The following is a 25,839-nucleotide window of genomic DNA, read 5'->3' as shown; positions in this document are numbered from 1 at the left end:
AAACCCTAGCCTAGCACACCCAGCGCCTTTCTCGCCGCCTGTTGCCCTCCTGTCTTGTCAGCTTTTGGGCAACGTCACATTCAGCTCAAGTACTGAGCAGTTATCTTCGCTATCCAGCGAAATCTGAATGGCATTGTCGTCGACATGCACATAGCGACGAATAACTTCGAGCAGTTCGCGCTCAAGTAGCGGCATATAGTCAGGCTGACCACGCTGGCTCCGCTGATGCGCCACGATGATTTGTAACCGTTCTTTGGCCACCGAGGCGGATTTCTTGCGCTCACGCTTCAAGAATTCCAAGAGTTTCATCGACGGTTACCTCCAAACATACGGCTAAGCAGACTTTTGCGCTGCACCTCATGAAAACGTAACGGAATCTCCTCACCCAGCAGACGTGAAACGGTATCCGTATACGCCTGACCTGCATCACTTGATGCATCGTGAGTGACCGGCACCCCCTGGTTCGAGGCGCGAAGTACAGCTTCGGACTCAGGAATCAGGCCCAGTAAATGAATGGCCAGAATTTCACGAATATCCTCAAGGGTAAGCATATCCCCGGAGGTCACCCGTTCAGGGTTATAGCGGGTAACGAGCAGGTGCTCTTTAATCGGATCACCACCCTGCTCAGCACGCCGGGTTTTTGATGCCAAAAGGCCCAAAATACGGTCAGAATCGCGTACTGATGAGACTTCCGGGTTGGTGACCACAATCGCTTCGTCGGCAAAATACATGGCAAGCTGCGCACCACGCTCAATACCGGCAGGCGAGTCACAGATAATAAAGTCAAATTCTTCTCGAAGCTTCTCCAAAACCTCCGCTACCCCTTCCTGGGTTAGCGCATCTTTATCCCGGGTTTGTGAAGCGGGCAGGATATACAGATTTTCAACGCGCTTATCACGGATCAGCGCTTGGTTAAGGCCAGCTTCGCCCTGTATAACATTTACAAGGTCATACACCACACGACGCTCGCACCCCATAATCAGGTCAAGGTTTCGAAGCCCTACATCAAAATCAATGACCACGGTTTTTTTACCACGCAGGGCTAGACCTGTTGAGATTGCTGCAGCGCTAGTGGTTTTACCGACCCCCCCTTTACCTGAGGTCACAACAATAATTTTAGCCAAGATTCACTTCCTTCTTGAAGTCGTTCATCGCGAGCGCATGACGCTGAACGAATAACGGGAACGTCAATGTCACAAAAGCCCTACTGTAACGGATAGGCAAGGCAGCGTCGCTAAGCATTAAGCATGGATGCACGCTGCGTTGAAAGCATCAACCCAACGGCTTAATTTCAAGCTGCTCTTTTATAAAATGAACTTCTGCGGCGCGGCCCAAAAGTCGGGGATCAACATCTTCGAGGCGTTTGTAATTCCCAGCCACCGAAAGCAGCTCAGCCTCAAGCTCGCGGCAGTAAATACCGGCCTGAGTATTACCATGAATACCTGCCAGCGCCCGCCCCCGCAGTGCACCGTAAATATGAATACTACCTGCTGCTAGTACTTCTGCCCCCGCATTGACGGCACCAATAACGATCAGATCCCCATCCGATGCGCTGACCTGCTGGCCTGAACGAACGGTACCGCGATAAAGCCGTGTTGCCGCACTCTTGGCGTGTGCCTCAATACGGTCGTCGTCAGAGGCATTGTTTTTTGAGGCTTCCTCTTTGCTGCTGACGCTCTCCAGTGCTCGAGCGCGCGTCTCCTCTACAGGTGCAAACCACCCAAGTCCCAATGCCCAAGCCGACTGGCGTACCGGCTCTGAACCGCCGCGCACCGCAACGGGTAAAAGTTTGTGGTCCCGGCAAACGGCGCATATTCTTTCCAAAGCTAAATGAGGCTCATCAAGCTTTTCCACGCTTAGCACAACCGGTGTATGCTGGAAGAAGGCAGGAGACTGAGACAGTTTACCGGCCAACTGCCGCCGGATATGCTCAGGGTCAGCGCTACTTAATTCCATGACGGTCATCGGCAGCATGCCGCCTTTAAAGGTAAATGCCATGTTGGCACTATCGGCGTTGAGGCTCATAGCCGAACTCCATGTCATGTTCAGGTAAAATAAAGGTAGCGCAATTTGGCGCCTTTGGGTGTGAAGAATCAATTTCTATTACACCCTGGTAAGGCAAAGCTAAGCGACAGCGCCGATGACTGCAACCGCTGTTCAATAATGGCTAATTTTTTTCATGCTACGCACCTCTACGCAGGATGATCCATGCACGGACTGTTAAGACGCCTGTTCGCTCCTCGTTGGCAACACCCCGACCCCGAGGTACGCCGACAGGCCCTCTCTCGACTTGACCCCCACCAGGCTGAACAGCGCGAAGCGCTGCAAGCACTCGCGCACGATAGTGACAGCAGCATCCGCTTGGCGGCCCTGCTCGCGCTGGATGATGTCGAAGGATTGGTGGCGGCTTACCCTGACCACAGCCAGCAAGAGGCATGGTTCAATGCCGTGAGCCAGCGGCTTAGCGGTCTTGAAGGCAGTACCGAACTGCAACAACGCCAAGCGCTGGTGGAAGGGCTGGACGAGCCGCGTCTTTTAAATGTAATTGTCTTGCAAGGCGACAACCTTGATCTGCGCCTGACCGCTCTTGCCCGACTAACCAGTGAAGACGACTTGATTAAGCAAGCGTGCCAAAACGGTGTCGCGGCTGTTCGTCATCGCGCCGCCGAGCGCATTGAGACAGAAGAGGGCCTAAAGCGCCTGCTTAAAGACGCGCGACGTGATCGTTATGTAACGCGCCTTGCCCGCGAAAAGCTCGGCCAGCAGCGAACCGATGCCGAATGGCTGGCTCGCCAACAGCAGCAGCTGGAGCATCTTCTTCACCAGATGGAACAGCAGGCTCGCGCGCCTTGGGAGCCACTTTATGGCGGTCGCTTTCGCCATTTAGAGCGCGAATGGAAGAGCCTGACGCCCCCGCCCAGCGCCGAGCAAGAGCAGCGCTTTCATCAAGCCATGCTGGGCTGTCGTAAAACGCTTCACGACCATGAAACGCAGGAGCAGGCTCGCCAGCAGAGCCTTGCCCGCCGAGAGGAAGCGGATCAGACACGTGATCAGTTGCTTGATGGGCTGGAGGAGACGCTTGAAAGTCTTCATCATGCTACCGAGCTGACCGTTCAGGATATTGACAGCCTGCGTGCCCAACGCCAGCTTTTCAGCCAACGCTGGCAAGCGATCTCCGACGTACACTCGCCCAGCGAGCCTGCAAGCCAACGCTACACGCAAGCCATTATTCAATATGAGCAGTGCCTGGATGCCTGGCAGCGCTGGCAAGATGTCAGCGTCGTGCTTGAGCAAGCGCTTGCGGATAATGACCACCACGCCATGCGTCGCCTGCTTAACGAATGCGACTGGCCAAAAGCATTTACGCCGCCCGCGTTAATACAGCGCGTTCAGGCAACACTTGCCAGCGAGTCTCACTCACCGGCAGCTAGCCCACACGCCTCGGTTTCATTAAGCACTTATGAAGCAGAACTCGATAGCTTTGAGCACCTGCTTGAGCGTGGCGCCTTCAAAAGTGCCAGCCATCTTCACCAGCGCTTAAAACCGCAAATCGAAGCCCTGCAAATGGCGGAAGCCAAGCCGCTGAAGGCACGCTTAAAGCAGTCCGGCGCGCGCCTTGCCGAGCTACGCGATTGGCGCGGCTTTGTCGCAGGGCCCAAGCGCGAGCAGTTATGTTCAAGCATTGAAGCACTGGCCAACGACCCGCACATGGCGGAAACCGCGCTTGACCGCCACCACCGCCAGCTAGTGAAAGAGTGGAAGTCGCTGGGCGATGCCGCCGCCAATCGCGAACAGTCCGCGCGCTTTCGTGCCGCATCTGACCGCATCCACGAGCGGCTAGCCCCATGGCGCGACCAACTAGGTCAGGAGCGTGAAGCGAACCTGCAGGCCCGCGAGCAGCTGTGTGAACAGCTTGAAACACTGCTCGCCCAGCCAGCGGAGGACGCTGACCCGGATGTACTACGTGAAATTCGCGACAAGGCACGCCATCAATGGCGTCACTACTCGCCGGTGCCTCGCGAGCGCTCTGAGGCTGTTGGTCAGCGGTTTGGAAAAATCCGCCATCAGTTGCAAACATTAATTGATCAGCGGGCCGAGCAGATCGCCTCTCAAAAGCAGGCACTCATTGACGAAGTGCGGGCGCTTCGTCACGACCAGCAACAGCCTTTGGCGCAACGCATTACACAAACCAAGCAACTACAGCAGCACTGGCGCCAGTTAGGGCGCGCACCCAAAGGGGCGGAACAAACCCTTTGGAAGGCGTTCCGGCACGAGTGCGATCAGCTGTTTGCTCAGCGCGAAGCCCACAAGAGTGAGCAGGCTGCCCATCAGCAACAGCAGCTTGAAGCCATGCAAATACTTATCGATCAAATGGACAGCTGGCAACCCACTACCGCCAATGAAACCAGCACGCTGGACGACTTTTTGAACCAGGTCAGCCAGCTTGAGCCACTGCCGCGAAACCGGCGTAGCGAAGGCATGCAGCGTCGCCTAAGCGGTATTGTGCGCGCCAAGCGCGAGCGTTTGAGTCGTCTGAAGATTGCGGATACCGTTCAGCAATGGCAGCTTATTTTACCGCTCGTTAACGCACACCTGGCCGCCGATCAGCGCTATCTGGACGGCGGGGCCGCGGAAATTATCAACGCTGACGATATCATCAGCACGCCGCTTCCCAGCGTATTTGTCGAGGCGCATCAGACGCGTAACCACCAGCGTCAATCCACGCCACTCCCTTTGTCGCTGGATGATGAGGCAGCACGGGCAGACGCCATTTCTCGGCTGCGGGTGCATCTGTCTTTATTAACCAGCGGCAGCATCCAGCAAAGCGACAAGCCTTTGCGCTTGGCGATTCAGGTAGAGCGCTTGAATGAAGGAATTCGCCAGGAGCGTAGTCGCGAAGAAGAAATTATCGATGTCTTAGCCGCGCTATTAGCGCTTGGCCCGGTATCGATAGCGCAGTGGGAAAAAGAAGCCAGGGAACTGGATAGCTTATTGCGCGATCTGGGACATATTCCGCCCCCCTGACCGCCCCATCAATGCGACAACAACAAAACGGGAGGCGATTCGCCTCCCGTTTTGCATGCTCCCTTGTGAGGAATAAGCCGTCGCGTAGGCATGGGTGGCCTAGCCCATAAATTGCCCACCGTTAATATCGATGTTGGCGCCGGTAATAAAGCCAGACTCTTTATCGGCAAGGAACGTCACCAAGCGACCAATTTCTTCCGGCGTACCGTAGCGTTTCACCGGGATCGTTTCGCGAATGGCTTCACGCACTGACTCCGGAATTTTCATAATCATGTCAGTGGCAATATAGCCAGGCGATACGGTATTTACCGTAATGCCTTTGGTGGCTGTTTCCTGCGCTAGCGACATGGTTAAACCGTGCATACCGGCTTTAGCGGCAGCGTAATTAACCTGACCAAACTGCCCTTTACGGCCATTGATGGAGGAGATATTAATAATTCGGCCATAGCCATTTTCGAGCATCATCTCGATCACGCTGCGGCACGTATTAAAGACGCTATTAAGGTTGGTATCGATGACCTGATACCACTGTTCGTAGGCCATTTTTTTCATCGTGCCGTCGCGGGTAATGCCAGCACAGTTTACCAGCACGCTAATTGGACCGTGCTGTTCGTGGATCTCACGCGCAGCATCCAGGCATGCGTTATGGTCAGACAGGTCGACTCCGAGTGTTGTAATACTCTGATAACCGGCAGCTTGCTGGGTGTCCAGCCAGGTTTTGGCTTTTTCGGGATTGTTATACCCTGCCACTACCCTATAACCCGCATCTGCCAACGAACGACAAATTGCCGTGCCGATTCCACCAGTTCCACCAGTTACCCAGGCGACGGGGGCTTGATTGGCCATTGACTACCTCCCTGATATGACAAATGGCTTGGACGCTAAGTACTGTTATGGTTCGTAAACCATTTCGAATAAGCGTCAAGCGCTTGTATCACCAACAGCACGCCACCGATTTTATTGTCAGGCGGCCTACCGACAGTAAGCTTTTTATTGGGACCATGGGAAGCATAGCTTTACTCTTTGCATATTGCAGTACGATGAATATCAGCCTTTTGTGCTTTGTTTGCTACAAAGGGTTGACGTGGCGCAAAAAATCCGTAGAATACGCCTCACGTTGATGCGGGGTGGAGCAGCTTGGTAGCTCGTCGGGCTCATAACCCGAAGGTCATCGGTTCAAATCCGGTCCCCGCTACCAATATTTTGAAAGGCAGATCAGTTACTTACTGGTCTGCCTTTTTTGTTTCTGTTCGTCTGCTAACTTCTTGTGACACATCTGTGACGTATATGTGACACATTCGCTCCGTTGCTTGCCTCTTAAATTTATTCTTACGACCTTCAGTCAACGATTGGCAGCATTAATCATTTCTAATTTTTCTCATAATCTTCTTGAATTTCAAGCAAATCACCCACCTTACAATTGAAAAGTTTGCATAGCCTATCTAATGCATCCAGCTCAATTCGCTGAGCGGTTTCTTTATAAAGAAGCGTAACAGTATTGCGGTTAAGACCTGTTTCACGCGCAACATCCACGATCTTCATTTTGTGCTCACCCATCAAGCGCGCGAGATGACAACGAACCATCAAAACCTCCTGCAAATGCTTTTTGTCATCCTGAATGGCAAAAAACGCTTGCAAATGGTTTTTTGCTGCCTAAAATGTCATTCAGGGTGACATTCTGATATTTGGAATGCCTTTTAGTCACGCAGAATACCACTCCTTTTGGAGGCTTTCGATGGAATCATCTTATACCTATCTCACGACCGAAGAGCTTGCTCAGCGCATCAAGTACGACTGCCGTACTATCCGACAGCAGCTAAAAGACAGCGTCCTTATCGAGGGCACCCACTACATCAAGCCATTTGGCCGACGTAAAATTTTGTTCTTGTGGGAAGCCGTTGAAAAAGAAATGCTGAAAGCCGCTCATGGCACTATTTCCATTCCGATGGCAAATGGAGGCTATAGCCATGGGTAAGGTTCGCCAACGAAAAGAGACGGGTAAGCTCTATCTGGATTTTTTCTACCAAGGCCTACGGTTGCGTGAACAAACCGCACTGAAAGACACGCCCACTAACAGAAAAAAAGTGGAGCAGTTACTCGCAAAAGTAGAAGCAAAGATTTTGCTAGATGATCTCGACTATGCAGAGTTTTTCCCTGGCAGTAAAAATTTGCAGAAGCTGGGGTTAAATAACGCCGCTAAAAATCAATCTCTTCAACCTGCACAGATCGAGAACACTCAACCGGCTGTGGAGACACCGCTCTTCAATGATTTTTCTGATCAGTGGTTCGACGAAAGCAAAATCCAGTGGCGTGCTTCCCACGTCCGCAATGTGAGTTCGATCTTGGATAGCTCGCTGAAGCCAGCGTTTGGTAAAAAAACCATCGGAGACATTACCAAGGCCGACATCATGGCGTTCCGCGCCAAGCTAGCCAAGCGCAAGGGCCGTGGTGCAACGGGGCTGGTATCGCCTAAAACGATCAACAGCCATATGTCCATTTTGCGTATGGTGCTCGATGAGGCGGCCGAGCGTTTCGATTTCGAGACGCCGTACAAAAATATCAAGCCGCTAAAGCTACAGAAGACGCACATCGAACCGTTTTCGCTACACGAGGTGCAACGCATCATTGACAAGGTCCGCCCAGACTATTGCAACTATTACACCGTGCGCTTTTTTACGGGCATGCGCACCGGTGAAGTCGATGGGTTGAAGTGGAAAAACATTGATTTTGCTAAGCGAGAGATCTTGGTACGCGAAACACTGATCAATGGCGAAACAGAGTACACCAAGACCGATGGCTCGCAGCGTGAAATCCCCATGTTTGGTCAAGTGTATGACGCGCTTAAAACGCAGTACGCCGCCACTGGGCATATGAGTAAGTACGTGTTCTGCAATCAGTTGGGGCAGCCGCTTGATCACAATAACGTGACGAAGCGCGTGTGGTATCCCTTGCTGAAGTCACTTGGGCTGACTAAGCGGCGCCCTTACCAAACGCGCCATACCGCCGCGACGCTCTTTCTGGCCTCAGGTGAAAACCCGGAATGGGTGGCGCGGATGCTAGGCCACAGCTCCACCGAAATGCTGTTTAAGGTTTATTCGCGTTACGTCCCCAATGCCACCCGTATGGATGGCTCTGCCTTTGAGCGTTTGTTAGGCAACACCACGCCCACTAAATCCCAGAAGGAGCAGCGTCATGAAACGGCTTTATAACATCCCTACTCACCTGTCTCGCACCTTCACGGGCACTTACCGCCTTACCGGACGCGTGGTGGAGTTTGATAACGCGAAAACGCCCTTCTTAAAGCTGCGGCTAAGCGATTGCGTGGGGGATCAAATCGCAATGCTCAACTTGAGCAAAACAACGGTACCTGAGCGCATCGGTCATCTGGACTTTGTTACCGCTTCCGGAGTGAAGTGTTTGTCAGGCCAATTCATGCTTGATGAGTTCCGCAAGGCGTCCCGGAATGAAGTGACCTCTATGGATACCCTGCAATCGTTGCCACGGGTGTACTCCCCGGTGCCAGAGGTATTCGATAAGTTAGTTACGACTGTACAGTCGCTTCAATCAGAATGCCTTCAAGCGTTTTTGACGCGGGTACTGGAACGCAAGGATCGTCTTGAAGCTTTTTTGAATGCGCCAGCCAGCGTCCATTATCACCATGCCTACCCGGGCGGCTTGCTAGAGCATTCGTTGAATGTCGCTAACAATGCCGTGGCAATGCTGCGCCTTAATGAGCCCGCCATGTCGCGCTTGATGCAAGAAACGTGTTTTGTGGCCGGGTTGTTACACGATATTGGGAAGACCTACACCTACGATTCAAAAGGCAAACCCAATGCCGCCTGGAAACTTTGCAGCCACGATGCCTTTACCTTAGAAGCCTGCGCCTATGGGCTGGCGTATTTGGATAAGCACGCGCCTGACCTTGCCATCATCCTGCGGCATGTTTGGACATGCGCCTCACCTGGTGCGCGCTACGGCCAGAAAGCAGCCATAACGCTCGCTCGTTATATCCGTGATGCTGATGGACAAAGCGCAATGGCCGATAATCAAATACGAGCGTTTCGTACCAAAAGCCAATGGGGCTTCAGTCGTATTGGTCAAAATGTTTTTTGGCGGCCTGAAGTATCCACCTTACAGCCTCAATAGCACCACGTATTAAACCGTTCTAATGCCGCCTGAAGTTTCGCTTGGCGGCTTTTTGTGCGTTCTATCTGGATGGTTTAGCGAAATGTGATGCAACACCACCTTACTGGATGAAAAATCCTTACTCAGAGCTCAAATCATCCAGTCAGACAACCGGGGAACCTCCTCAAAACTCAAGTACAAGACCTAAAGGTGTCTACGACACTCAGGGCAATTCAACCAGAACAAGAAGAGAAAGGCCCGCCGCGAAATCTTTCTGGCGCGGATGGACATGCTGATCCCCTGAACGCAGTTGGATACGAAGGTAGCTCTTTTTTACCCCCAAGGGCGAGAGAGGACGGCCTCCGTATCCGTTGTCTGCCATGTTTCGCGTCCACTGCATGCATTTGTTCTACAACCTGAGCGATCCGGCCATGGAAGATGCCCTCTACGAGATCGAGTCCATGCGCCAATTCGCCGGTTTGAAGCTGGATCGATTGCCGGACAAAACCACGATTCTCAAGTTTCTCCATTTTCTGGAACGCCACGGACTCGGCAAGGTACTTTTCCAGGAAGTGAACAAGCACTTGGAGAATAATGGCTTAATACTGCGCTAAGGCAGCATTGTCGATGCCACTATCATCTCTGCGGCTAGGGCCTGTTGACATTTGAAGAGATAGCATTGGCAGAATAGGTGCAAACTCACAGAATACCGGCCCCGACACCAACACACTTCGAGCTTGCCATGTCCCGACTGATGCTCGCGGATGAACACTGGTCGAAGCTAAAACCTATCCTGCTTCAACAACGTATCTATGACAAGGCTGACCTGCGGATGACGGTAAAAGGCATCCTTTACCAACTCCATACCGGCTCGATTTACCCGACGACGTTGGGCACTGAAATACGGTCTATAAGCGCTTTAACGCTTGGTACGGTGGCGGGCAAACTGGTGACAGTTTTTAATCAGTTAGTGGTAGATCCCGATACTGAATGGCTCTTCATTGATGGCTCCTATATCAAGGTGCATCAAGACTGCGCAGGGGCTGCCACAGAGGAAGTAGAAGCCATTGGTAAAAGCCGTGCGGGCAACACAAGCAAGATGCACCTAGCCGTTGAAGCTTATGGACTACCGATTGCTTTCAGGATCACCTGAGGTGACATACACGGCAGCAACGAGGCACAGGCCCTGATTGATGCGTTGCCAACAGGCGGGGCATTATTGATTGACAAGGGGTATAACAGTGAGCGTATCCGTGAGCAGGTCGACGCCAAGTAGATGGATACGGTGATACCACGCAAGCGCAACTAGAAGACAGGAAATATTAGTTTAGACAAAGGGTTATATCGCTATCGCCATCGTGTAGAGAATGCCTTTGCTTGCTTGAAGCCGTACTGCGCCATAGCGACGCTTTACGACAAGCTCAAGCGAAACGACGAGAGCATGGTGGCCTTAGTTTGTGGTTTTAAATGGCTTGCCATGTGAAACGTCAACAGACCCTAGTTTGAATCTCGCCTTCCTCATCCGACATCAGCTGCTTTCTACGCGACCCAGCATTTAACGCTGGATCGCAGCACTAGCAGCGCTTTTCAATACACAGCATATGTTATAACATAACAATTAATAGATCATCGTTGCTTCTTTGCTCTGCCCCTGGGTAGTGGCGACGTCGATGTGACAACTTATTGGGAATTTTCATGAACCTCATTCGCTCAATGCTGATGGCCCTCTCAGGCCTCTCTGCCAGCTATGCCACGGCTGATACAACAAACTACCCGCTAACGCTGGATAACTGCGGCAAGCAGGTTAGCTTCTCGGCAGCGCCTAACGGTACGGTCACCATCGGCCAGTCGGCAACCGAAATTCTCTATGCGCTGGGTGTTGGCGAACAGGTGTTGGCCACGTCTGTATGGTTTACGCCCGTATTACCGCAATTTAGTGAACTGAACGCCTCCATTGAACGCATCGCCGATAACGATCCAAGCTTTGAGTCTGTGGTCAACAAACGCCCCGAACTCGTCGCAGTGCAGTATGAATGGCATGTTGGCGCGACGGGCAGCGTAGGAACGCGTGAGCAGTTTGACGATCTGGGCATTGCCAACTACATCATGCCTGCCGACTGCGATACTAAAGATAACACCACTGGCGGCGACGGCATGCGTACTGCGCCGTTTTCCCCGGATCACGTCTACAAGGGCATTGCCGAGCTTGCCGAAATCTTCGATGTGCAACCGGCTGGTCAAGCATTGATTGAGAGTCTTGAGACCCGTGAAGCCGACGCGGTAGCTACCGCCGCCCAGCTTGATCTACCGGAAGATCTTTCTGCTGTGTTCTGGTTCTCCTCGCCGGATAATGGCGTTGCTCCCTTTGTTGCGGGGCAACTGGGCGCACCCGGCTATATGATGAAGTCACTAGGCATCCACAATGTCATCCAGTCCGATGAAGAGTGGCCCACCGTTGACTGGGAAACCATTGCCCGAGCCAACCCTGATGTAATCGTCATCGCGCATATGGACCGCCGCCGCTACCCTGCGGACGATATCGATGCCAAGCGTGCATTTCTGGAAAGCGACCCGGTGACGCGCGAAATGCAGGCGGTTCAAAATGGCCACATTATAGAGATGGATGCTCACGCTATGAGTGCGACGATGCGCACCATTTTCGGGCTTCAAACGTTATCTGATGCCCTATCGGGGACGACCTTCGAGCGATGAACAAGGCATCTACGCTCACGACATGGCCACGCCTTCAGATGCGTGGTCACTGGTTTTGGCTGACGCCGCTGATTCTCTTCTCGGCACTCATCGCCGGAACCGCGATTGGCGAGACATCGATACCGGTAGACACGGTAATGAAGGTACTTGCCAACCAATTGCTGGGCGCTGGCTATGCCGTTGATCGAATCGATGCCGGGATTGTCTGGAGTTACCGCCTCAGCCGCGCTGTCGTCGCCGCGTGCTGTGGTTCCGGGCTGGCGCTGGCCGGGGTCGTGCTTCAGGCGCTGCTGCGCAATCCTTTAGCCGATCCCTACCTGATGGGAATTTCCGCAGGCGCATCGACCGGCGCGGTTTTGGTCGCCGTTGCCGGGTTTGGCGCGGGCGTTGTCACCCTTTCGGTGGGGGCGATGGCAGGAGCCATCGCGGCCTTTGGGCTGGTCGTTGTGCTCGCCCACGCGGCGTCTGGTACTCCCGGCGGAGGAACACAAGCATCTAGCGCAATCATTTTGGCCGGTATCGCTGGATCGAGCCTGTTTAATGCGTTGACGGCATTTATCATCGCCAAATCGGCCAGCGCGGAGCAGGCCCGCGGCATCATGTTCTGGCTCATGGGCAATCTTTCCGGCGTTCGCTGGGACAACGCCTTTCTTGCCGTACCCACCGCGCTTGGCGGCCTATTGATCTGCCTCTGGTATCGGCGAACGCTGGATGCCTTTACCTTTGGCGTCGACAGTGCGGCATCCATGGGCATCGCCGTGCGCCGTGATCGGGGCATCCTGATTGCCACCGTCGCGCTGATGACCGCCGTGATGGTTTCCATGGTAGGTGCTATCGGCTTTGTGGGGTTGGTTATTCCTCATGCCATGCGGTTTCTAACGGGAAGCCAGCATACTCGCCTGGTGCCCGCCTCTGCCTTGGCGGGCGCGGTATTCCTTATCGGCGCGGACGTGGTGTCCCGAGTACTGGTAGCGGGACAGGTACTCCCCATTGGGGTCGTTACGGCTCTGATCGGCGCACCGGTTTTCGCTTTAATACTGATTCGCGGAGCAAGATCACGATGAAACTGGCTGCAGAAAATCTGAGCTGGAAAGTTCAGGGGCGCACGCTACTGAAGGATGTCAGCTTTGAAATTGCCGCAGGTGAAACCTTTGGGCTGATCGGGCCGAACGGCTCTGGTAAAACCACGCTGCTACGTCTGTTCGCGGGTCTTCAAAAACCTAAAGTGGGCGGTGTCCGCGTCGGCGATCAGGATATGAGCGCTATGCGCCAGCGCGACATCGCGCGCTCGGTGGCGCTGGTCGAGCAGCAGGCCAATACCACCGAGCGCATCAGCGTTCACCAGGCCGTATCCCTCGGTCGTACCCCCTTTCTTTCGCCGTTTCACCCCTGGTCTGATGAGGATGAGGCGATCGTCTCGCGGGCGCTGGCGGATGTGGGAATGCAGTCGATGGCTGAGCGTCTTTGGCATACCCTTTCCGGCGGCGAGCGCCAGCGCGCCCATATCGCAAGAGCCCTGGCCCAGCAGCCTAGCGTGCTACTGCTGGATGAGCCCACCAACCACCTGGATATCCGCCACCAGCTTTCCATTCTTCAACTGGTTAGACAGCTTCCCATCACGGTGGTGATTGCTCTCCACGATCTCAACCAGGCCATGGAGTGTGACCGTATTGGGGTTATCGAAGATGGCCACCTGGTCGATTTGGGCACGCCTCGACAAGTGCTGACGTGCCGTCGGCTGCGCCAAACCTTTGGCGTGCATGCCGACATTCTTGAAGATCCCATTGGGCAAGGGCAGATTATGCGCTTTCGCCAAGCAGTCTAGCCCTACACGCTATTTATTGAGCTTCTTACGCCGCTGCTCAGCTCGTTTAAGGGTAGAGATTTTCTCGGGCCGTTTCATGGATTTCCAATGGCGGATCTCCTCAATGCTGCGCCCACAGCTGGTGCACATGCCTCCTTTGAGCTGGCAAGTGGATAGGCAGGGGCTGTCGATTTTGTTGGCCATCAGTGCCTCGCGGCGCGGGAGCGCAATCGGCGCTGCCAGTCGCCACCGTGGGTGCGCTGGCACGCCTGCTCGCTATCAAAGTCGATATGATGGGTAACGCTATCGAGCGCTACGCCAGCATCAACCAGGGCATTGGCCGTAAAATCATGCAGGCGCTGTTTAGCGTTACCCTTCAGTGCTGAGGCCAGGTGAGCATCGGTATCAAATACCCAGATAACGACAAGGCTTTCGGGGAAGTGCTGGTAGTCGACGCAGTGGGTTAGCCAAACAAACCCAGCCACCTCCGCTTTGGCCTGTTCGCAGGCATCTGTCAGCGAAGCAACGAGCTGCCGCTCCAGCTTGCCGCATTCCCGTTTGGCAATCATAAATCTCCCTGATAGATGGTGTGGCTGATAAGTAGTGTGAATAGAAAAGTCGTGCGAGCCGCTAACCCCCTACCGGGAGACGCCCGGCAAACCCTGTCTCTGTGCCAAAGGCCAGCCAGTTGCCACCCGACGACCAGCATAGGGTGGTAATGGCCCCATTGCCGGGTGGTTTAATGACGACTTCCTGATCGCGCAGGGGCTCTGCGATGGTGACTTGACCGTCATCGTAACCGATCGCGAGGATAGCGTGCTTGGGATCTCCGGCGACGGCGGTGACTAAGGCGCTGATCGATTCACCCGGTGTTAACGGTTCACGCCCTTTGGGCCCTTTGCGGCCTTTGAATGACCAACAAGGTGCACAGGGGCTACCGCTGGTAGCCAAATAGCATCCGCCATTGAACCAGGCCCACGATTTCACCTTTGTGCTATAGCCACTCATAAAAAGGGCGTCACTGTCCTCCAGTCGCCAACCGCGCAGACACTCCTCCTGCATGGCAGAAATAACGAAGCGACTATCCGGGCTCCAGGTAACCGCCAGGTGCGAACCAGGGCACTTGAGTGACACGGGCGTCGAATCCGCCGAACGCGTCGAGCAGAGCGTTACACCACCGTAATGGGCCACGGCCATTCGGTAACCGTTAGGTGCAAAACAGATGCCCCCTACTGTACTGGGAAATTCACGTACCAGTGGCAGGCCTTTGTCAGGATACAAATGCAGCCGTTTGCCTTCGGTACAGGCCATGACGCCATTGGCGTGGCTGGCTACGTGGTCAATCCAGCGTCCCTGGAAAGCAGCCACTTCCGTGAGCGTGCCATCGGCGTCAATGCGCATAAAGCGCCCATCATCGCCGCCGCTCAGAAACCCCGTTTGCGGCCCACTTGAAAGACTCAGCATAGCGCCTTCGTGGGCTTGAACGGCTAATGGTTCATGATCGGCATCAGCGGGTAGCAGACGCACGCTGCCATCGCCAAGGGCAAAGGCCAGGTTACTCGCTTTATCAAAACAGGCTGAGAGCACATACGCCGACCACTGCCACTGATTTCCCAGTTGCTCAAGGATCGAGGCTGGCTGACTCATGACAGCCCCTGGATGGCGCTTACGTTGTGGATACACGCCTCGAACCCGGCCCGCAGTTTTGCGTCATCCAGGTCTCGACCAATAAACACTAAGCGGCTATGGCGCGGCTCACTATTTGTCCATGGCTGGGTAAATATCCCATTGGCCAGCATATGCACGCTTTGAAAAACATAGCGCTGGGGCTGATCAAGCAGATCTAAAATCCCTTTGCAGCGCAGAATATTTACGCCGTCGTTACGCAGCACTTCCGTGATCCAGGCATCAAACCGCTCGGGGAGCAGCGGCTGACTCGCCGTCAACGAAACACTCTTGACCTGCTCATCATGCTCATGGGCATGCTCTTCGGTCAGAAACCCAGGTTCCAGCGAGATGATTCTTTCCAGATCAAAAGCCCCCAGGTCGAGCACCTCAGCAAGGTCGACATCGCAATGGTTGGCCGTCACGACTTTTGCATAGGGGTTAATGGTGTGAATGCGAGCAATGAGGGCCTGCTGCTCTTGCTCATCGATAAGATCGATCTTGTTGAGGATAATAACGTCGGCAAACGCGACCTGTTCAGCTGCTTCGGGACTATCGCTAAGTCGAGCGGGTAGGTGCTTGGCATCCGTAACTGTCACCACGGCATCCAGCGCCGTTTTGCTGCGCACATCCTCATCCACAAAAAACGTCTGCGCTACTGGCGCAGGATCCGCCAGACCTGTCGTTTCAATAATCACCGCGTCGAAGCGATCAATGCGCTTCATCAAGCCTGAAATAATGCGTATCAGGTCACCGCGAACGGTGCAGCAGATACAGCCATTATTCATCTCGAAGACTTCTTCATCGGCGCCAACGACCAGATCGTTATCAATCCCCAGCTCGCCAAATTCATTGACGATTACCGCGTAGCGTTTGCCGTGATCCTCAGAAAGAATGCGGTTGAGGAGCGTCGTTTTGCCAGACCCTAAATAGCCTGTCAGTACGGTAACGGGGACTTTAGCCATGATGAACTCCTGCCTACTTGATATTTATTGTATGTTATAACATTTCCTATCAACTCTACAGAACCATCTTGGTAGAGCCCCTGTGAACCGACAAAAGAGGCGCTGGAAAGTCGACCGAAGGGTTAGGCTATTTCACACAACCATATGTGACGCTGTGGAGGCACAACTTAGCGCTGGCTCAACAGCCAGCGCTATTAAGCCATTACCAATTCCATTCACTGCGCGCTACCGCGTCATGGGCGTGCAGACTTTCCGCATGCACGACCTTGAGCTGAAATCCTGACACCCCCGGCGCTTGCCTTAGTGCTTTATCCAGCCGCCTTGCCGCGTCTTCACAGAACATCAGGTTTTGTCCATTGGCGAGGGCAAAGGCCTGTTCATCGATACGTTTTACTGCGGTTTGCAGCGCGGTACCGAGTGCTCGCTCGATACGGTTAATCGAACTTTCTATCGAATCTGCTAGGGGCAATTGTCCGTTTTCGCTTTCAGATAAACGCAAACGGCATTCGACACTGCTGCGCTGACTATGGGGCGTTGCGAGTATCCCGTCTTCGCTGCCTAGCCACGCAGACACAGCAGATTTGGTTAACGGGATTTCCGCAAAATCTTCCTCAAAGGCCTGCTGAATCAGCTGCCTTGCCAGCGCCGCCGAGCAGGGGCAGGTGGACGAATAGCCCACTGTAAGGCCGAGTTCAGCCTGAAAGCCAGCCGGCGTTAATTGGCAGCGCAAGGTGAAGGGATAACTTTTCCACCCGGCTAAAGGGCTGATCAAGGCTTGCCGCTTAAGCGGAAGCTCGCCTTCGATGCTTAGATAAGCATGCTGCGATAAGCCATCTTGGCTGGTTAAAAATGCATTCAATACGTCCTTAACCGCTGGAATTGTCAGTGATCCTTCTTCAAACGGTGCCAGCGCCAAATACAGCCGGGACATATGGATGCCACGTGCTTCTGAGTCATCGAGGCTCACCCCCGCGTTGAGTTTGGCCGTCACACTGCGGCTGCCTAGCTGGATGGGGAGCGCGATGCCCTCCATGCCCACCCAGCTCAAAGCGGCCGGAGAGCGGGCGGTTTGGCTGGCTACATCAGGCAGGGTTAAAACAGTCATTGGGCCACCTCTTGGGATGCGTGAAAAAAGCTGTACAACTCAGCCACCGTTTCCGGCGTCACGTTTTGGGTAATAAATACAAAGCGAGATACACGGTCTCCCACGCTGTTCTTAGGCAGCGGCGCGGGCGGATGAAAAATATGCTGCACACCGTGCAGTGCGAGTGGCGTATCCCGGTCAGTAAGATGGACAATCGCTTTAATGCGCAGCATTTTATCGCCCATTAGCGACATCAAAATATCCAGCCAATTCTCCAGCACCTCAGGCTCAATAAGCTCGTTAACACTAAAACAGAACGATTTAATGTTGTCGCTATGGGAGGAGCCTTCGGGCTGATAAGAACCGAGCGGCGCGCCGGTGAGCAGCCTGGGCGTTAACGGAGCTGCTTGATGCACGGCGTAACTGCCGGCTTTGAGCCACTTCTCGACCTGATACTCCTGGGAGTCCTTGTGAGCGTCGCTGCCCGTGTCGGCATAAGGGGCATGGCGGGCCAGCCCTGCCCCCACTAACAAGTCCGCCGAAAGTTCGCCGTTGATTACCTGCCACTGCTCAGCCGCCGGGTTGAGTTTGGCTAGCCGGTTCGCCAACTGGGAAACCATCTCCTCGCTGGCCAGGTCGGTTTTGGTAATTAATAGCTTTTCGGCCACCGCAACCTGCTGCTGCGACTCCCTGTGTGAATCAAGCGTCCCCAGGCCGTTCGCCGCATCGACGCAGCACACCACACTATCCAGCTTAAAGTGGTGCGCCAGCCAGTGATCCGTCATCAATAGTTGTAGCAGCGAGGTAGGCGATGCCAGCCCGGTGGTCTCGATCACTACCCGGGAGGGCAACGATTTGCCTTGGGCCTCAATATCTTCTAGCGCTTGTTGTAGGGTGCGGCTCAGGTCACCCCGTAGCGTGCAGCATAAACAGCCGCTGCTCATTTCGATCACCGCCTGCTCATCGCTCTGGGTAATCAATTGATGATCCAACCCGATGGCGCCAAACTCGTTGATCACTACCAGGGTATTGCGCATGGATGTCTGGTGTACCCAGCGGTTGAGTAGCGTGGTTTTGCCACTGCCGAGGAAACCGGTCAGTACATTGATGGGGATTAATGGTGGCTCCTGCATAACGGCTCACTCCCACCGGGCTTTACGATAGTGGTGTTCTTTACTCTCCTGACGCTCTTTAGCCTCAATGCATAGTTTCGCGGTGGGCCTAAAAAACAGCCTTGGGAGCCCGATTGGTTCGCCGGTCTCTTCGCAGTAACCGTACTCGCCGTTCTCAATTCTTTTTAATACCGCTTCAATGTTGCTAAGTAAGCGGCTTTCACGATCGGCTTGGCGAAGCGCTAAGCGCAACTCCTCCTCAAACGAGGCTTGATCCGCTTCATCGCTATCGCGCTCATGGGAGGCAATGGCGGTCTTGACCTCTTTTAAGTGCACCTCAAGTTCACTTCGCTCGGCTAGTAGGCGATGGCGAAAGAACTGAAGCTGTTCATCGTTCATATAGTCACTGGCGGGCATGGCTAATAGCTTGGCTTCCCATGTTTTTTCAGAGGACTCACGCTGCACGTCAGTGTTGGTTGTCTTTGCATTCGCACTCAGGTCACTCATACACTGATCTCACTCTATATTTAACGTTATAACGTAACATAAACACATTGTTGGACGAATAGCTTCAGTGAGGCTGGCTTACCACCTTAACCTGCCGCTAAACGTTCAAGCAGGCGTTGCTGAGAAGCTTGGCGTTCGCGGGCATCCGGCGCTTGCGCCTGCTCGAGTAGCTGAGCCACCGCCTGCTGGAGGGGCAATACACCCAGGTCGTCGCCCTCACGGGTGCGCATGGCGATAGTGCCCGCGTCGCGCTCTTTGGCCCCGGCCACCAGCAGAAAGGGAATGCGCTGGAGGGTCTGCTCGCGGATTTTGTAGCCGATTTTCTCATTGCGCACATCCACCTCGGTGCGCACGCCTGATCCGTTGAGGAGCTGGGCCACATCCTGGGCATAAGCAGCGTGCTCGTCGGTGATCGGCAATACCACTGCCTGAACCGGTGACAGCCAGACCGGCAGCTTGCCCGCGTAGTGCTCAATCAGAATGCCGATAAAGCGCTCCAGCGAGCCAAACAGCGCCCGATGCAGCATCACCGGGGGCTTGCGCTGGCCGTCTTCATCCACATACTCAAGGCCAAAGCGCTCGGGCAGGTTCATATCCACCTGGAGCGTGCCGCACTGCCAGTCGCGGCCAATGGCGTCGCGCAGTACGAACTCAAGCTTAGGCCCGTAGAAGGCGCCTTCGCCGGGGTTGAGCCGGTATTCAAGCCCCATGCCCGTCAGCGCCTGTTCTAGCGCACCTTCGAGCACATCCCAGGTAGCATCATCGCCCATGCGGTTGTCCGGCCGGGTGGAGAGCTTGATATGCACCTCCTCAAAGCCAAACTGGCGGTAGATATCCAGTACCAGGGCCACCACATCGCGGCACTCGGCATCCATCTGGCCGGGGGTGCAGTAGATATGCGCATCGTCCTGGGTAAAGTGGCGCACCCGCAGCAGCCCGTGCAGCGCGCCGGAGGGCTCGTAACGATGCACCTTGCCAAATTCGCCCATGCGGATCGGCAGGTCACGGTAGCTTTTTAAGCCGTGGCGGTAGAGCAGCACGCTACCGGGGCAGTTCATCGGCTTGAGCGCCAGCGAGCGGCCATCTTCTGTCTCGGTGGTGAACATGTGCTCACGGTAGTTGTGCCAGTGGCCGGAGATTTCCCACAGGCTGCGATCCATCACATCGGGAGAGTTGACCTCCACATAGCCCGCGGCCTGCTGGCGGCGGCGCATATAGTCGATCAGCTGCTGGAAAATCGCCCAGCCACGGGGGTGCCAGAACACCGCCCCAGGGGCATCCTCCTGAAAGTGGAACAGGTCCAGGCCACGGCCTAAACGCCGGTGGTCGCGTTTTTCCGCCTCTTCAAGGCGCTGCAAGTACGCCTTTAGCTGCTTTTTATCCGCCCAGGCGGTGCCGTAGATGCGCTGCAGCTGCTCATTTTTGGCGTCGCCCCGCCAGTAAGCGCCGGCCAGCTTGGTCAGTTTGAACGCTTTCAGAAAACGCGTGTTGGGCACATGGGGGCCACGGCACATATCCACATACTCTTGGTGGATATACAGCCCCACGGCGCTGACTTCCTCGGGCATTTCTTCGATCAAGCGCTGCTTGTAGGTCTCACTACGGGCGTTAAACAGCGCGGCCGCCTCATCCCTGGGTGTCATGCGCTTGACAACGTCATATTGTTGATCGATCAACTCGCTCATGCGCGCTTCAATGGCGGCGAGGTCGCTGGGGGTAAAAGGCCGCTCATAGGCGATATCGTAGTAAAAACCATCGTCGATGACCGGGCCAATCACCATCATGGCGCTGGGGTAGAGCTGTTTAACGGCGTGGCCCACCAGGTGGGCGCAGGAGTGGCGAATAATCGCCAGCCCGGCTTCATCGTTGGGAGTGATAATCTGCAACTGGGCATCGTGGTCGATTATCTCGCAGGCGTCGACCAAGCGGCCGTCGAGCTTACCGGCCAGGGTCTGCTTGGCCAGCCCCGGGCCAATGGCTTGGGCCACCTGGCCGACACTGACGGGGTGATCAAAGTGGCGTTGGGCGCCGTCTGGCAAGGTGATGGTGACGGTCTTTCCTGGAGGGGGCATTGTCATTGTTTAAAACTCGTTATGGATAGCCTTGTAGCCCAGCACCAGATCATTATTGGTGCGAGCAACATCTTCAGAGAACTCACTCGCTTCAATCGGGACTTGCGGTAACAGCGTTAAGTCAGTTTCTGGGCCAATGCGCTCTGTAGAGCGGACATAAAAACCAGCAGGCAGGTGGCAGCCATCCACCACTGCGTTGTAACGCACTACACATCTATCCTCGACCTCGCAGTTGAACAACACACTGTTAAAACCGATGAATACATTGCTACCTACCGTGCAGGGGCCATGCACAATTGCGCGATGGGCAATTGACGTGCGCTGGCCAATGGTCACTTTGGCACCAGATTTTGAGTGAATGACAACGCAATCTTGAATATTGGAATTGGCACCTATCACGATTGGGTCGATATAACCATTTTCATCGACCTCATCTGCTCTAATAACCGCATAAGGGCCAATGAAAACATTCTCTTCAACCACCACCAGCCCACAGATAATAGCGGTAGGATCAACGAAAGCACTGGGAGCAATTTTAGGCAAATCGCCGCGTGGGTTTTTTCTAATCATAAGGAACCTTTAGCTTAATGGACGCTATTTATAGTGGCGACATGGTTAGCCGCCATCACGATGGTTGAGCCACTGGCGTGGCTAAGGAACACGCCTAAGCACCGACAGCACGCGTCGAAGCAGCGTCAAATGCGGGAGCTCAAAAAATATGCCCATCACCAAAACGGCATAGATCAGTGTCTGACCGGGTAACGCGACCATGTGGCCCGCTAATATCTGCATCACCGTAAGGGTAATCACCGCCGGAGTGACACAGTCTGCCCAGGCCAGCCAGTACTCAAACCGCCGAGTACCCAGCCCCCCCCCCAGCGCTAAAGTGACTCCCCCGCTCATACCGTGGCCTCATCGGCGAACTGCCACTCACTGCCCTGGGGGGTGTCGTGGATGACCACGCCCTTCGCTTCAAGGGTCTCGCGTAGGGCATCTGCCCGGGCATAATCGCGCTGCTGGCGAGCCTGGTGGCGCTCGTCTAACAACGCTTCAATGCGCTGGGCAGGCAATCTTTTGTGCGTTGATTGGCTTGTGTCATGGCGCAGGTCTTTTAAGGCCTTTGCCGCGGGTTGCTGCAATAGACCCACCAGCGCCGCTGAGGCACGCAGCTGGTTGGCTGCCGCGCGCGCTTCAACTTCGTTTTCAGCATCGCCAATGGCGCTCGCCAGCTGGTGCAGCCGGCTGATAACGCGGGGAATATTTAGGTCGTCGCGCAATGCCGCCAGCACTTCGGCATCAGGTGCTACGTTTTCCCATTTGGCCGACTCATCGATCTGGGCTTTCTCATCGACCTTCACGGTAGCCAAGTGTTTGTACCAGCGCGCCAACGTTTGCCGCGACTGGGCCAGCCGCCGGGGGTTCCAATCCAGCGGATGGCGATAGTGGGTGGCCAGTAGCGCAAAACGGATCGCTTCACCGGGCGCTTGACTGAGCAGGTCGCGTACCAGCAGCACATTGCCGAGTGACTTGGACATTTTCTGCCCCTCGACGGTGATAAAACTGTTGTGCACCCAGGTATGGCAGTAGAGAGCACCGTGGGCGCAGGTGCCCTGGGCAATCTCGTTCTCGTGGTGGGGAAAGATCAGATCCTGGCCACCGCCGTGAATGTCGATGGTATGCCCCAGGTGCTTGCCGATCATCGCAGTGCACTCCACGTGCCAGCCTGGCCGACCGCGCCCCCAGGGGCTTTGCCAGCCGGGCATGTCCGGCGTTGAAGGCTTCCAGAGCACGAAATCGAGGGGATTACGCTTATAAGGAGCAACCTCTACGCGAGCTCCCGCTAGCATATCCTCCGGGCGACGCCCCGATAGCGCGCCATAGGCCGAGTAAGACGCCACATCAAACAGTACATGCCCTTCGGCCTCATAAGCATGGCCACGGGCGATCAACGTCTCGATCAACTCGATAATGTCGGCCATATGAGCGGTCACTCGAGGCTCCAGGTCTGGCGGTAACACGCCCAGCGCCTGCAGATCCGCATGGTAGGCGTCGATATAGCCCTCGGTGATGGTGCCTATCGGCACCCCCGCCTCTGCCGCAGCAGCATTAATCTTGTCATCCACATCGGTGAAATTGCGTGCGTAGACGACCTCCGGATAGTCGTGCCTTAACAGGCACGCTAGTACGTCAAAAATCACTGCGGGACGGGCGTTACCAATGTGCGCGAAGTTGTATACCGTGGGACCACAGACATATAGGGTCACTCGGCCAGGGCGCTCGGTACGAAGCGGCGCTTTAGCCCGCGTTAGCGTGTTATAGAGGCGAATCGTCGATGTCATCTTGTCTCCACTGTGGGGCTAAGCGAGTGGCTATATCAGTGACTAAATCAGCGACTAGGCAGGATCAATACTCATCAGCAAGCGCTTGCTACCGCTTTCAAGCGCAGGGCTTCTGTGCACCAGGCCCCGTTCTTCGCAGCCTACCCAGCCACTGCCTTTGATTAACGCTATATCCCCCGGCGAAAGGCGCTGAATAGCGCGGGTGTCCGTCACGATATCGGGGCGATCAGGGTGCGGCGCGCCCAGGCCCTCGCGGTTAATGCCATGCTCGGGCAGCCATTCGCTGCCCGGGCCGAAATAGGTAGTCACCATACGCACGGGGAGGTTATCGCAGTGAAAACGCGGGCACATGGCGCTAGTGAGCAGGCGCAGGCGAATGCCGACGGTTTGAGTGTCAAACAGGAAGGCGATGGCTTCAGCAATCGTCGCCATGTCCTCAATCAGCGGGGACGCCGCCTCCGGGGCGGGAATGTGACGGCGCAGATCGGCTGTGAAGGCTTCATCGGGGTGACCAAGCCAGCTATATTGCCAGGCACGATCCGTTTGGCATTGCGCCTGGGCACTAAAGGCAATATCGGCGGGCAGCGGGCGCTGGAAGATCGCGATGTTAATGGCATCTTCAAAGATACGCGGCAACACGCTGATGTCGTGATCCCTGGCAGCATGGTCTGGCAACGCCGGCAGCGCGGCGGGCCGTACTGGAGATATAGATGAAGACATGGGCGAAGACATAAGCGAAGACATCAATGACTCCATAAACGATGTTAATTAATTAACGGGGTATAACTGAACCCGCGCTCAATCGGTGCTGCCCTTGCATCCACTGCGCTATTTATCTGAATGAAAGGACGCGGGCTCGAGGCGCTGACGCAACAAGCGCCAGCTTTGGGTAACAACCGTGGCTAGGGTGAACAGCACAGCGGCTAGCGTGACAATCGTCGGGCCAGTCGGCGTATCCATCACATAGGCGGTTCTAAGTCCTGCCGTCACCGCCAGCATGGCAATTCCCGCGGCCAGAATCGCCATCGCTTCTGGTGTGCGGCAAAAAGGCCGGGCGGTAGCCGCCGGGATGATCAACAGGGCGGCTATCAGCAGCACGCCCACTACTTTCAGCGCCACGGCGACGACCACCGCGAGTGCCAAAGTGAGCACCAGCTGTTCGCGACGGGGCTGGATGCCACTGGCATAGGCAAGCTCGTCGCTTAACGTGGCGGTCAATAACGATGACCAGCGCCAGAAAAGCAGCGCCAGCACCAGCGCCACACCGCCACCGATGATCCAGATATCCGTTTTCCCAACGGCCAGAATATCGCCAAACAGATAGGCGTTTAGGTCGATGCGCACCCCGGCAAGAAACGACACCGCCACCAGGCCGATGGCCAGAGCCGAGTGCGCCATCACCCCGAGCAAGGTATCCATGGCATAGCCCCGTCCACTGAGCATTGACACACAGCTTGCCATCACAAGGGCGACCGTCAGTACGCCTAAGAAGATGGAGACGTCCAGTAACAGCGCTAACGCCACCCCCAGAATGGCGGCGTGGGCGGTCGCATCGCCGAAGTAGGCCATACGCCGCCATACCACGAAACACCCTAGGGGGGCGGCGGCCATGGCGACCAATACACCGGCGATCATCGCCCGCCACATAAAATCATCCAGCATTGGCGGCCTCCTGATGATGGTGGCGGTAGAGGGCTAAGGTCTGGGCGGTCTGATCGCCAAACAGCGCCTGATAGTCCGGCGATGAGGCCACTTGCTCGGGCTTGCCCTCGCAACAGATAACGCGATTTAGGCACAGCACGTGGTCGGCGGTACGCATAACGACGTGGAGATCGTGGCTGACCATCAACACGGCGCAGCCATAGGTGCGGCGCACGGTTTCGATATGCTGGTAGAATTCTGCGGTGCCTCGGTGGTCGAGCCCTTGTGTCGCTTCATCAAGAATCAGAATGTCGGGCTTTGTCAGCAGCGCCCGGGCTAACAGCACGCGTTGAAACTGCCCCCCCGACAGTTCGCTCATCGCCGCATTGATCAAAGCCCCGGCACCAGCATCTTCCAGCGCCTTTTGTACACTGCGATGGGGATGGCGACGCGGTAAGTTGATAAAACGCTTAACCGTCATGGGCAGGGTGGGATCCAGATGCAGCCGTTGGGGCACATAGCCGATGCGCTGCTGCGGGGCAATAGTCACCTGGCCGGACGTGGGCCTTACTGCCCCGATCAGCGTTTTCACCAGCGTGGATTTCCCCGAGCCATTGGGGCCAATCAGGGTCACCACTTGCTCTCGATATAAATCGAGACTGATATTCTCAAGGATATGCTGTCCGCCGAAACGCACGTTCAATCGTCGAACGTTCAGAATCGCATCGCTATCAGAAGGCTGAGCAAGCCGCATAATCGAAGGTCGTCGTTTGTGTATTTGTTATGTT

Annotated in this window: 27 protein-coding genes, 1 tRNA gene and 1 pseudogene; 10 read left to right on the top strand and 19 right to left on the bottom strand. The window is 55.2% G+C overall.

The window, feature by feature from the left end; genetic code table 11:
* Positions 1–57: 57 nt before the first annotated feature.
* From minE to minC, 3 genes are all read right to left on the bottom strand, one after another.
* Positions 58–309, bottom strand: coding sequence for a cell division topological specificity factor MinE (minE, locus tag ACT3R4_RS04515; protein WP_018918334.1), 252 nt, complete (start codon positions 307–309; stop codon positions 58–60).
* Entirely contained in the window at positions 306–1,124 is an 819-nt protein-coding gene (minD, locus tag ACT3R4_RS04510; RefSeq protein WP_172118548.1) for a septum site-determining protein MinD, read from the bottom strand. Before minD ends, minE begins: the two co-directional genes overlap by 4 nt.
* Before the next feature lie 148 nt (positions 1,125–1,272).
* Positions 1,273–2,025, bottom strand: a complete 753-nt coding sequence (minC, locus tag ACT3R4_RS04505) for a septum site-determining protein MinC (RefSeq protein WP_172118549.1) — start codon at positions 2,023–2,025, stop codon at positions 1,273–1,275.
* Between the two features lie 183 nt (positions 2,026–2,208).
* On the opposite strand from minC, the gene ACT3R4_RS04500 reads away from it, so the two are divergent.
* Positions 2,209–5,025: a DUF349 domain-containing protein gene (locus ACT3R4_RS04500; RefSeq protein ID WP_172118550.1), complete on the top strand. Its 2,817-nt coding sequence runs from the start codon at positions 2,209–2,211 to the stop codon at positions 5,023–5,025.
* A 99-nt stretch (positions 5,026–5,124) separates the two neighbouring features.
* Here ACT3R4_RS04500 and phbB read toward each other — a convergent pair whose 3' ends face one another.
* On the bottom strand, positions 5,125–5,871 hold the full coding sequence (gene phbB, locus ACT3R4_RS04495) for an acetoacetyl-CoA reductase (RefSeq protein ID WP_441677801.1): 747 nt from the start codon (positions 5,869–5,871) through the stop codon (positions 5,125–5,127).
* A gap of 275 nt (positions 5,872–6,146) precedes the next feature.
* Between phbB and ACT3R4_RS04490 the strand changes: the two genes are divergently transcribed.
* Positions 6,147–6,223: transfer RNA gene (locus ACT3R4_RS04490), tRNA-Met, on the top strand.
* 170 nt (positions 6,224–6,393) lie between these two features.
* On the opposite strand, the gene ACT3R4_RS04485 is transcribed toward ACT3R4_RS04490, so the two are convergent.
* Complete coding sequence (locus tag ACT3R4_RS04485) at positions 6,394–6,609, bottom strand: helix-turn-helix domain-containing protein (RefSeq protein ID WP_441677799.1); 216 nt, start codon at positions 6,607–6,609, stop codon at positions 6,394–6,396.
* Between the two features lie 151 nt (positions 6,610–6,760).
* Between ACT3R4_RS04485 and ACT3R4_RS04480 the strand changes: the two genes are divergently transcribed.
* The 8 genes and pseudogenes from ACT3R4_RS04480 (at position 6,761) to ACT3R4_RS04445 (ending at position 13,687) form a co-directional block, all read left to right on the top strand.
* A complete protein-coding gene (locus tag ACT3R4_RS04480; RefSeq protein ID WP_027957726.1) occupies positions 6,761–7,000 on the top strand; it encodes a hypothetical protein in 240 nt (79 codons plus the stop codon).
* Positions 6,993–8,234 carry a tyrosine-type recombinase/integrase gene (locus ACT3R4_RS04475; protein WP_441677797.1) on the top strand — a complete coding sequence of 414 codons (1,242 nt, stop codon included), beginning with the start codon at positions 6,993–6,995 and terminating at the stop codon, positions 8,232–8,234. Before ACT3R4_RS04480 ends, ACT3R4_RS04475 begins: the two co-directional genes overlap by 8 nt.
* Positions 8,218–9,171, top strand: a complete 954-nt coding sequence (locus ACT3R4_RS04470) for a TraI domain-containing protein (RefSeq protein WP_441677795.1) — start codon at positions 8,218–8,220, stop codon at positions 9,169–9,171. Before ACT3R4_RS04475 ends, ACT3R4_RS04470 begins: the two co-directional genes overlap by 17 nt.
* Before the next feature lie 359 nt (positions 9,172–9,530).
* Positions 9,531–9,764: a transposase gene (locus tag ACT3R4_RS04465; protein WP_441677950.1), complete on the top strand. Its 234-nt coding sequence runs from the start codon at positions 9,531–9,533 to the stop codon at positions 9,762–9,764.
* Positions 9,765–9,892: 128 nt separating this feature from the next.
* Positions 9,893–10,633, top strand: a pseudogene (locus tag ACT3R4_RS04460) (IS5 family transposase).
* A 212-nt stretch (positions 10,634–10,845) separates the two neighbouring features.
* On the top strand, positions 10,846–11,862 hold the full coding sequence (locus ACT3R4_RS04455) for an ABC transporter substrate-binding protein (protein WP_441677793.1): 1,017 nt from the start codon (positions 10,846–10,848) through the stop codon (positions 11,860–11,862).
* Positions 11,859–12,926 (top strand): FecCD family ABC transporter permease, encoded by a 1,068-nt coding sequence (locus ACT3R4_RS04450; RefSeq protein ID WP_441677791.1) that lies wholly within the window; start codon positions 11,859–11,861, stop codon positions 12,924–12,926. The genes ACT3R4_RS04455 and ACT3R4_RS04450 overlap by 4 nt, the downstream gene beginning before the upstream one ends.
* The gene (locus ACT3R4_RS04445; RefSeq protein WP_441677789.1) at positions 12,923–13,687 is read left to right on the top strand and encodes an ABC transporter ATP-binding protein; all 765 of its coding nucleotides are present in this window, start codon (positions 12,923–12,925) and stop codon (positions 13,685–13,687) included. The genes ACT3R4_RS04450 and ACT3R4_RS04445 overlap by 4 nt, the downstream gene beginning before the upstream one ends.
* A 9-nt stretch (positions 13,688–13,696) precedes the next feature.
* On the opposite strand, the gene ACT3R4_RS04440 is transcribed toward ACT3R4_RS04445, so the two are convergent.
* From ACT3R4_RS04440 to ACT3R4_RS04375, 14 genes are all read right to left on the bottom strand, one after another.
* Entirely contained in the window at positions 13,697–13,870 is a 174-nt protein-coding gene (locus ACT3R4_RS04440) for a DUF1289 domain-containing protein (protein ID WP_441677787.1), read from the bottom strand.
* Positions 13,870–14,235, bottom strand: coding sequence for a hypothetical protein (locus ACT3R4_RS04435; RefSeq protein WP_441677785.1), 366 nt, complete (start codon positions 14,233–14,235; stop codon positions 13,870–13,872). Before ACT3R4_RS04435 ends, ACT3R4_RS04440 begins: the two co-directional genes overlap by 1 nt.
* A 61-nt stretch (positions 14,236–14,296) precedes the next feature.
* Positions 14,297–15,313: a WD40 repeat domain-containing protein gene (locus ACT3R4_RS04430; RefSeq protein WP_441677784.1), complete on the bottom strand. Its 1,017-nt coding sequence runs from the start codon at positions 15,311–15,313 to the stop codon at positions 14,297–14,299.
* Entirely contained in the window at positions 15,310–16,296 is a 987-nt protein-coding gene (locus tag ACT3R4_RS04425) for a CobW family GTP-binding protein (RefSeq protein WP_441677782.1), read from the bottom strand. Before ACT3R4_RS04425 ends, ACT3R4_RS04430 begins: the two co-directional genes overlap by 4 nt.
* 202 nt (positions 16,297–16,498) lie before the next feature.
* Entirely contained in the window at positions 16,499–17,401 is a 903-nt protein-coding gene (folE2, locus tag ACT3R4_RS04420) for a GTP cyclohydrolase FolE2 (protein WP_441677780.1), read from the bottom strand.
* Positions 17,398–18,513, bottom strand: a complete 1,116-nt coding sequence (locus tag ACT3R4_RS04415) for a CobW family GTP-binding protein (protein WP_441677778.1) — start codon at positions 18,511–18,513, stop codon at positions 17,398–17,400. Before ACT3R4_RS04415 ends, folE2 begins: the two co-directional genes overlap by 4 nt.
* Before the next feature lie 6 nt (positions 18,514–18,519).
* Positions 18,520–18,909 (bottom strand): RNA polymerase-binding protein DksA, encoded by a 390-nt coding sequence (dksA, locus tag ACT3R4_RS04410; protein WP_441677948.1) that lies wholly within the window; start codon positions 18,907–18,909, stop codon positions 18,520–18,522.
* A 176-nt stretch (positions 18,910–19,085) separates the two neighbouring features.
* Complete coding sequence (gene thrS / locus ACT3R4_RS04405) at positions 19,086–21,077, bottom strand: threonine--tRNA ligase (RefSeq protein ID WP_441677776.1); 1,992 nt, start codon at positions 21,075–21,077, stop codon at positions 19,086–19,088.
* Positions 21,078–21,080: 3 nt separating this feature from the next.
* Positions 21,081–21,641, bottom strand: coding sequence for a gamma carbonic anhydrase family protein (locus ACT3R4_RS04400; RefSeq protein ID WP_441677774.1), 561 nt, complete (start codon positions 21,639–21,641; stop codon positions 21,081–21,083).
* 81 nt (positions 21,642–21,722) lie between these two features.
* Positions 21,723–21,974, bottom strand: coding sequence for a hypothetical protein (locus ACT3R4_RS04395; RefSeq protein WP_441677772.1), 252 nt, complete (start codon positions 21,972–21,974; stop codon positions 21,723–21,725).
* Positions 21,971–23,410: a cysteine--tRNA ligase gene (gene cysS / locus ACT3R4_RS04390; protein WP_441677770.1), complete on the bottom strand. Its 1,440-nt coding sequence runs from the start codon at positions 23,408–23,410 to the stop codon at positions 21,971–21,973. The genes ACT3R4_RS04395 and cysS overlap by 4 nt, the downstream gene beginning before the upstream one ends.
* Before the next feature lie 54 nt (positions 23,411–23,464).
* On the bottom strand, positions 23,465–24,154 hold the full coding sequence (locus ACT3R4_RS04385; protein ID WP_441677768.1) for a DUF1826 domain-containing protein: 690 nt from the start codon (positions 24,152–24,154) through the stop codon (positions 23,465–23,467).
* A gap of 84 nt (positions 24,155–24,238) precedes the next feature.
* Positions 24,239–25,072, bottom strand: coding sequence for a metal ABC transporter permease (locus ACT3R4_RS04380; protein ID WP_441677766.1), 834 nt, complete (start codon positions 25,070–25,072; stop codon positions 24,239–24,241).
* Positions 25,062–25,805 carry a metal ABC transporter ATP-binding protein gene (locus ACT3R4_RS04375; RefSeq protein WP_441677764.1) on the bottom strand — a complete coding sequence of 248 codons (744 nt, stop codon included), beginning with the start codon at positions 25,803–25,805 and terminating at the stop codon, positions 25,062–25,064. The genes ACT3R4_RS04380 and ACT3R4_RS04375 overlap by 11 nt, the downstream gene beginning before the upstream one ends.
* Positions 25,806–25,839: the final 34 nt, after the last annotated feature.

The sequence above is a fragment of the Halomonas sp. AOP7-E1-9 genome (assembly GCF_052376035.1).
GTDB classification, from domain to species: Bacteria; Pseudomonadota; Gammaproteobacteria; order Pseudomonadales; family Halomonadaceae; genus Vreelandella; species Vreelandella citrativorans.
Note: the sequence above shows the minus strand (reverse complement) of the source record. Positions and strands in the feature narration are given on the sequence as shown.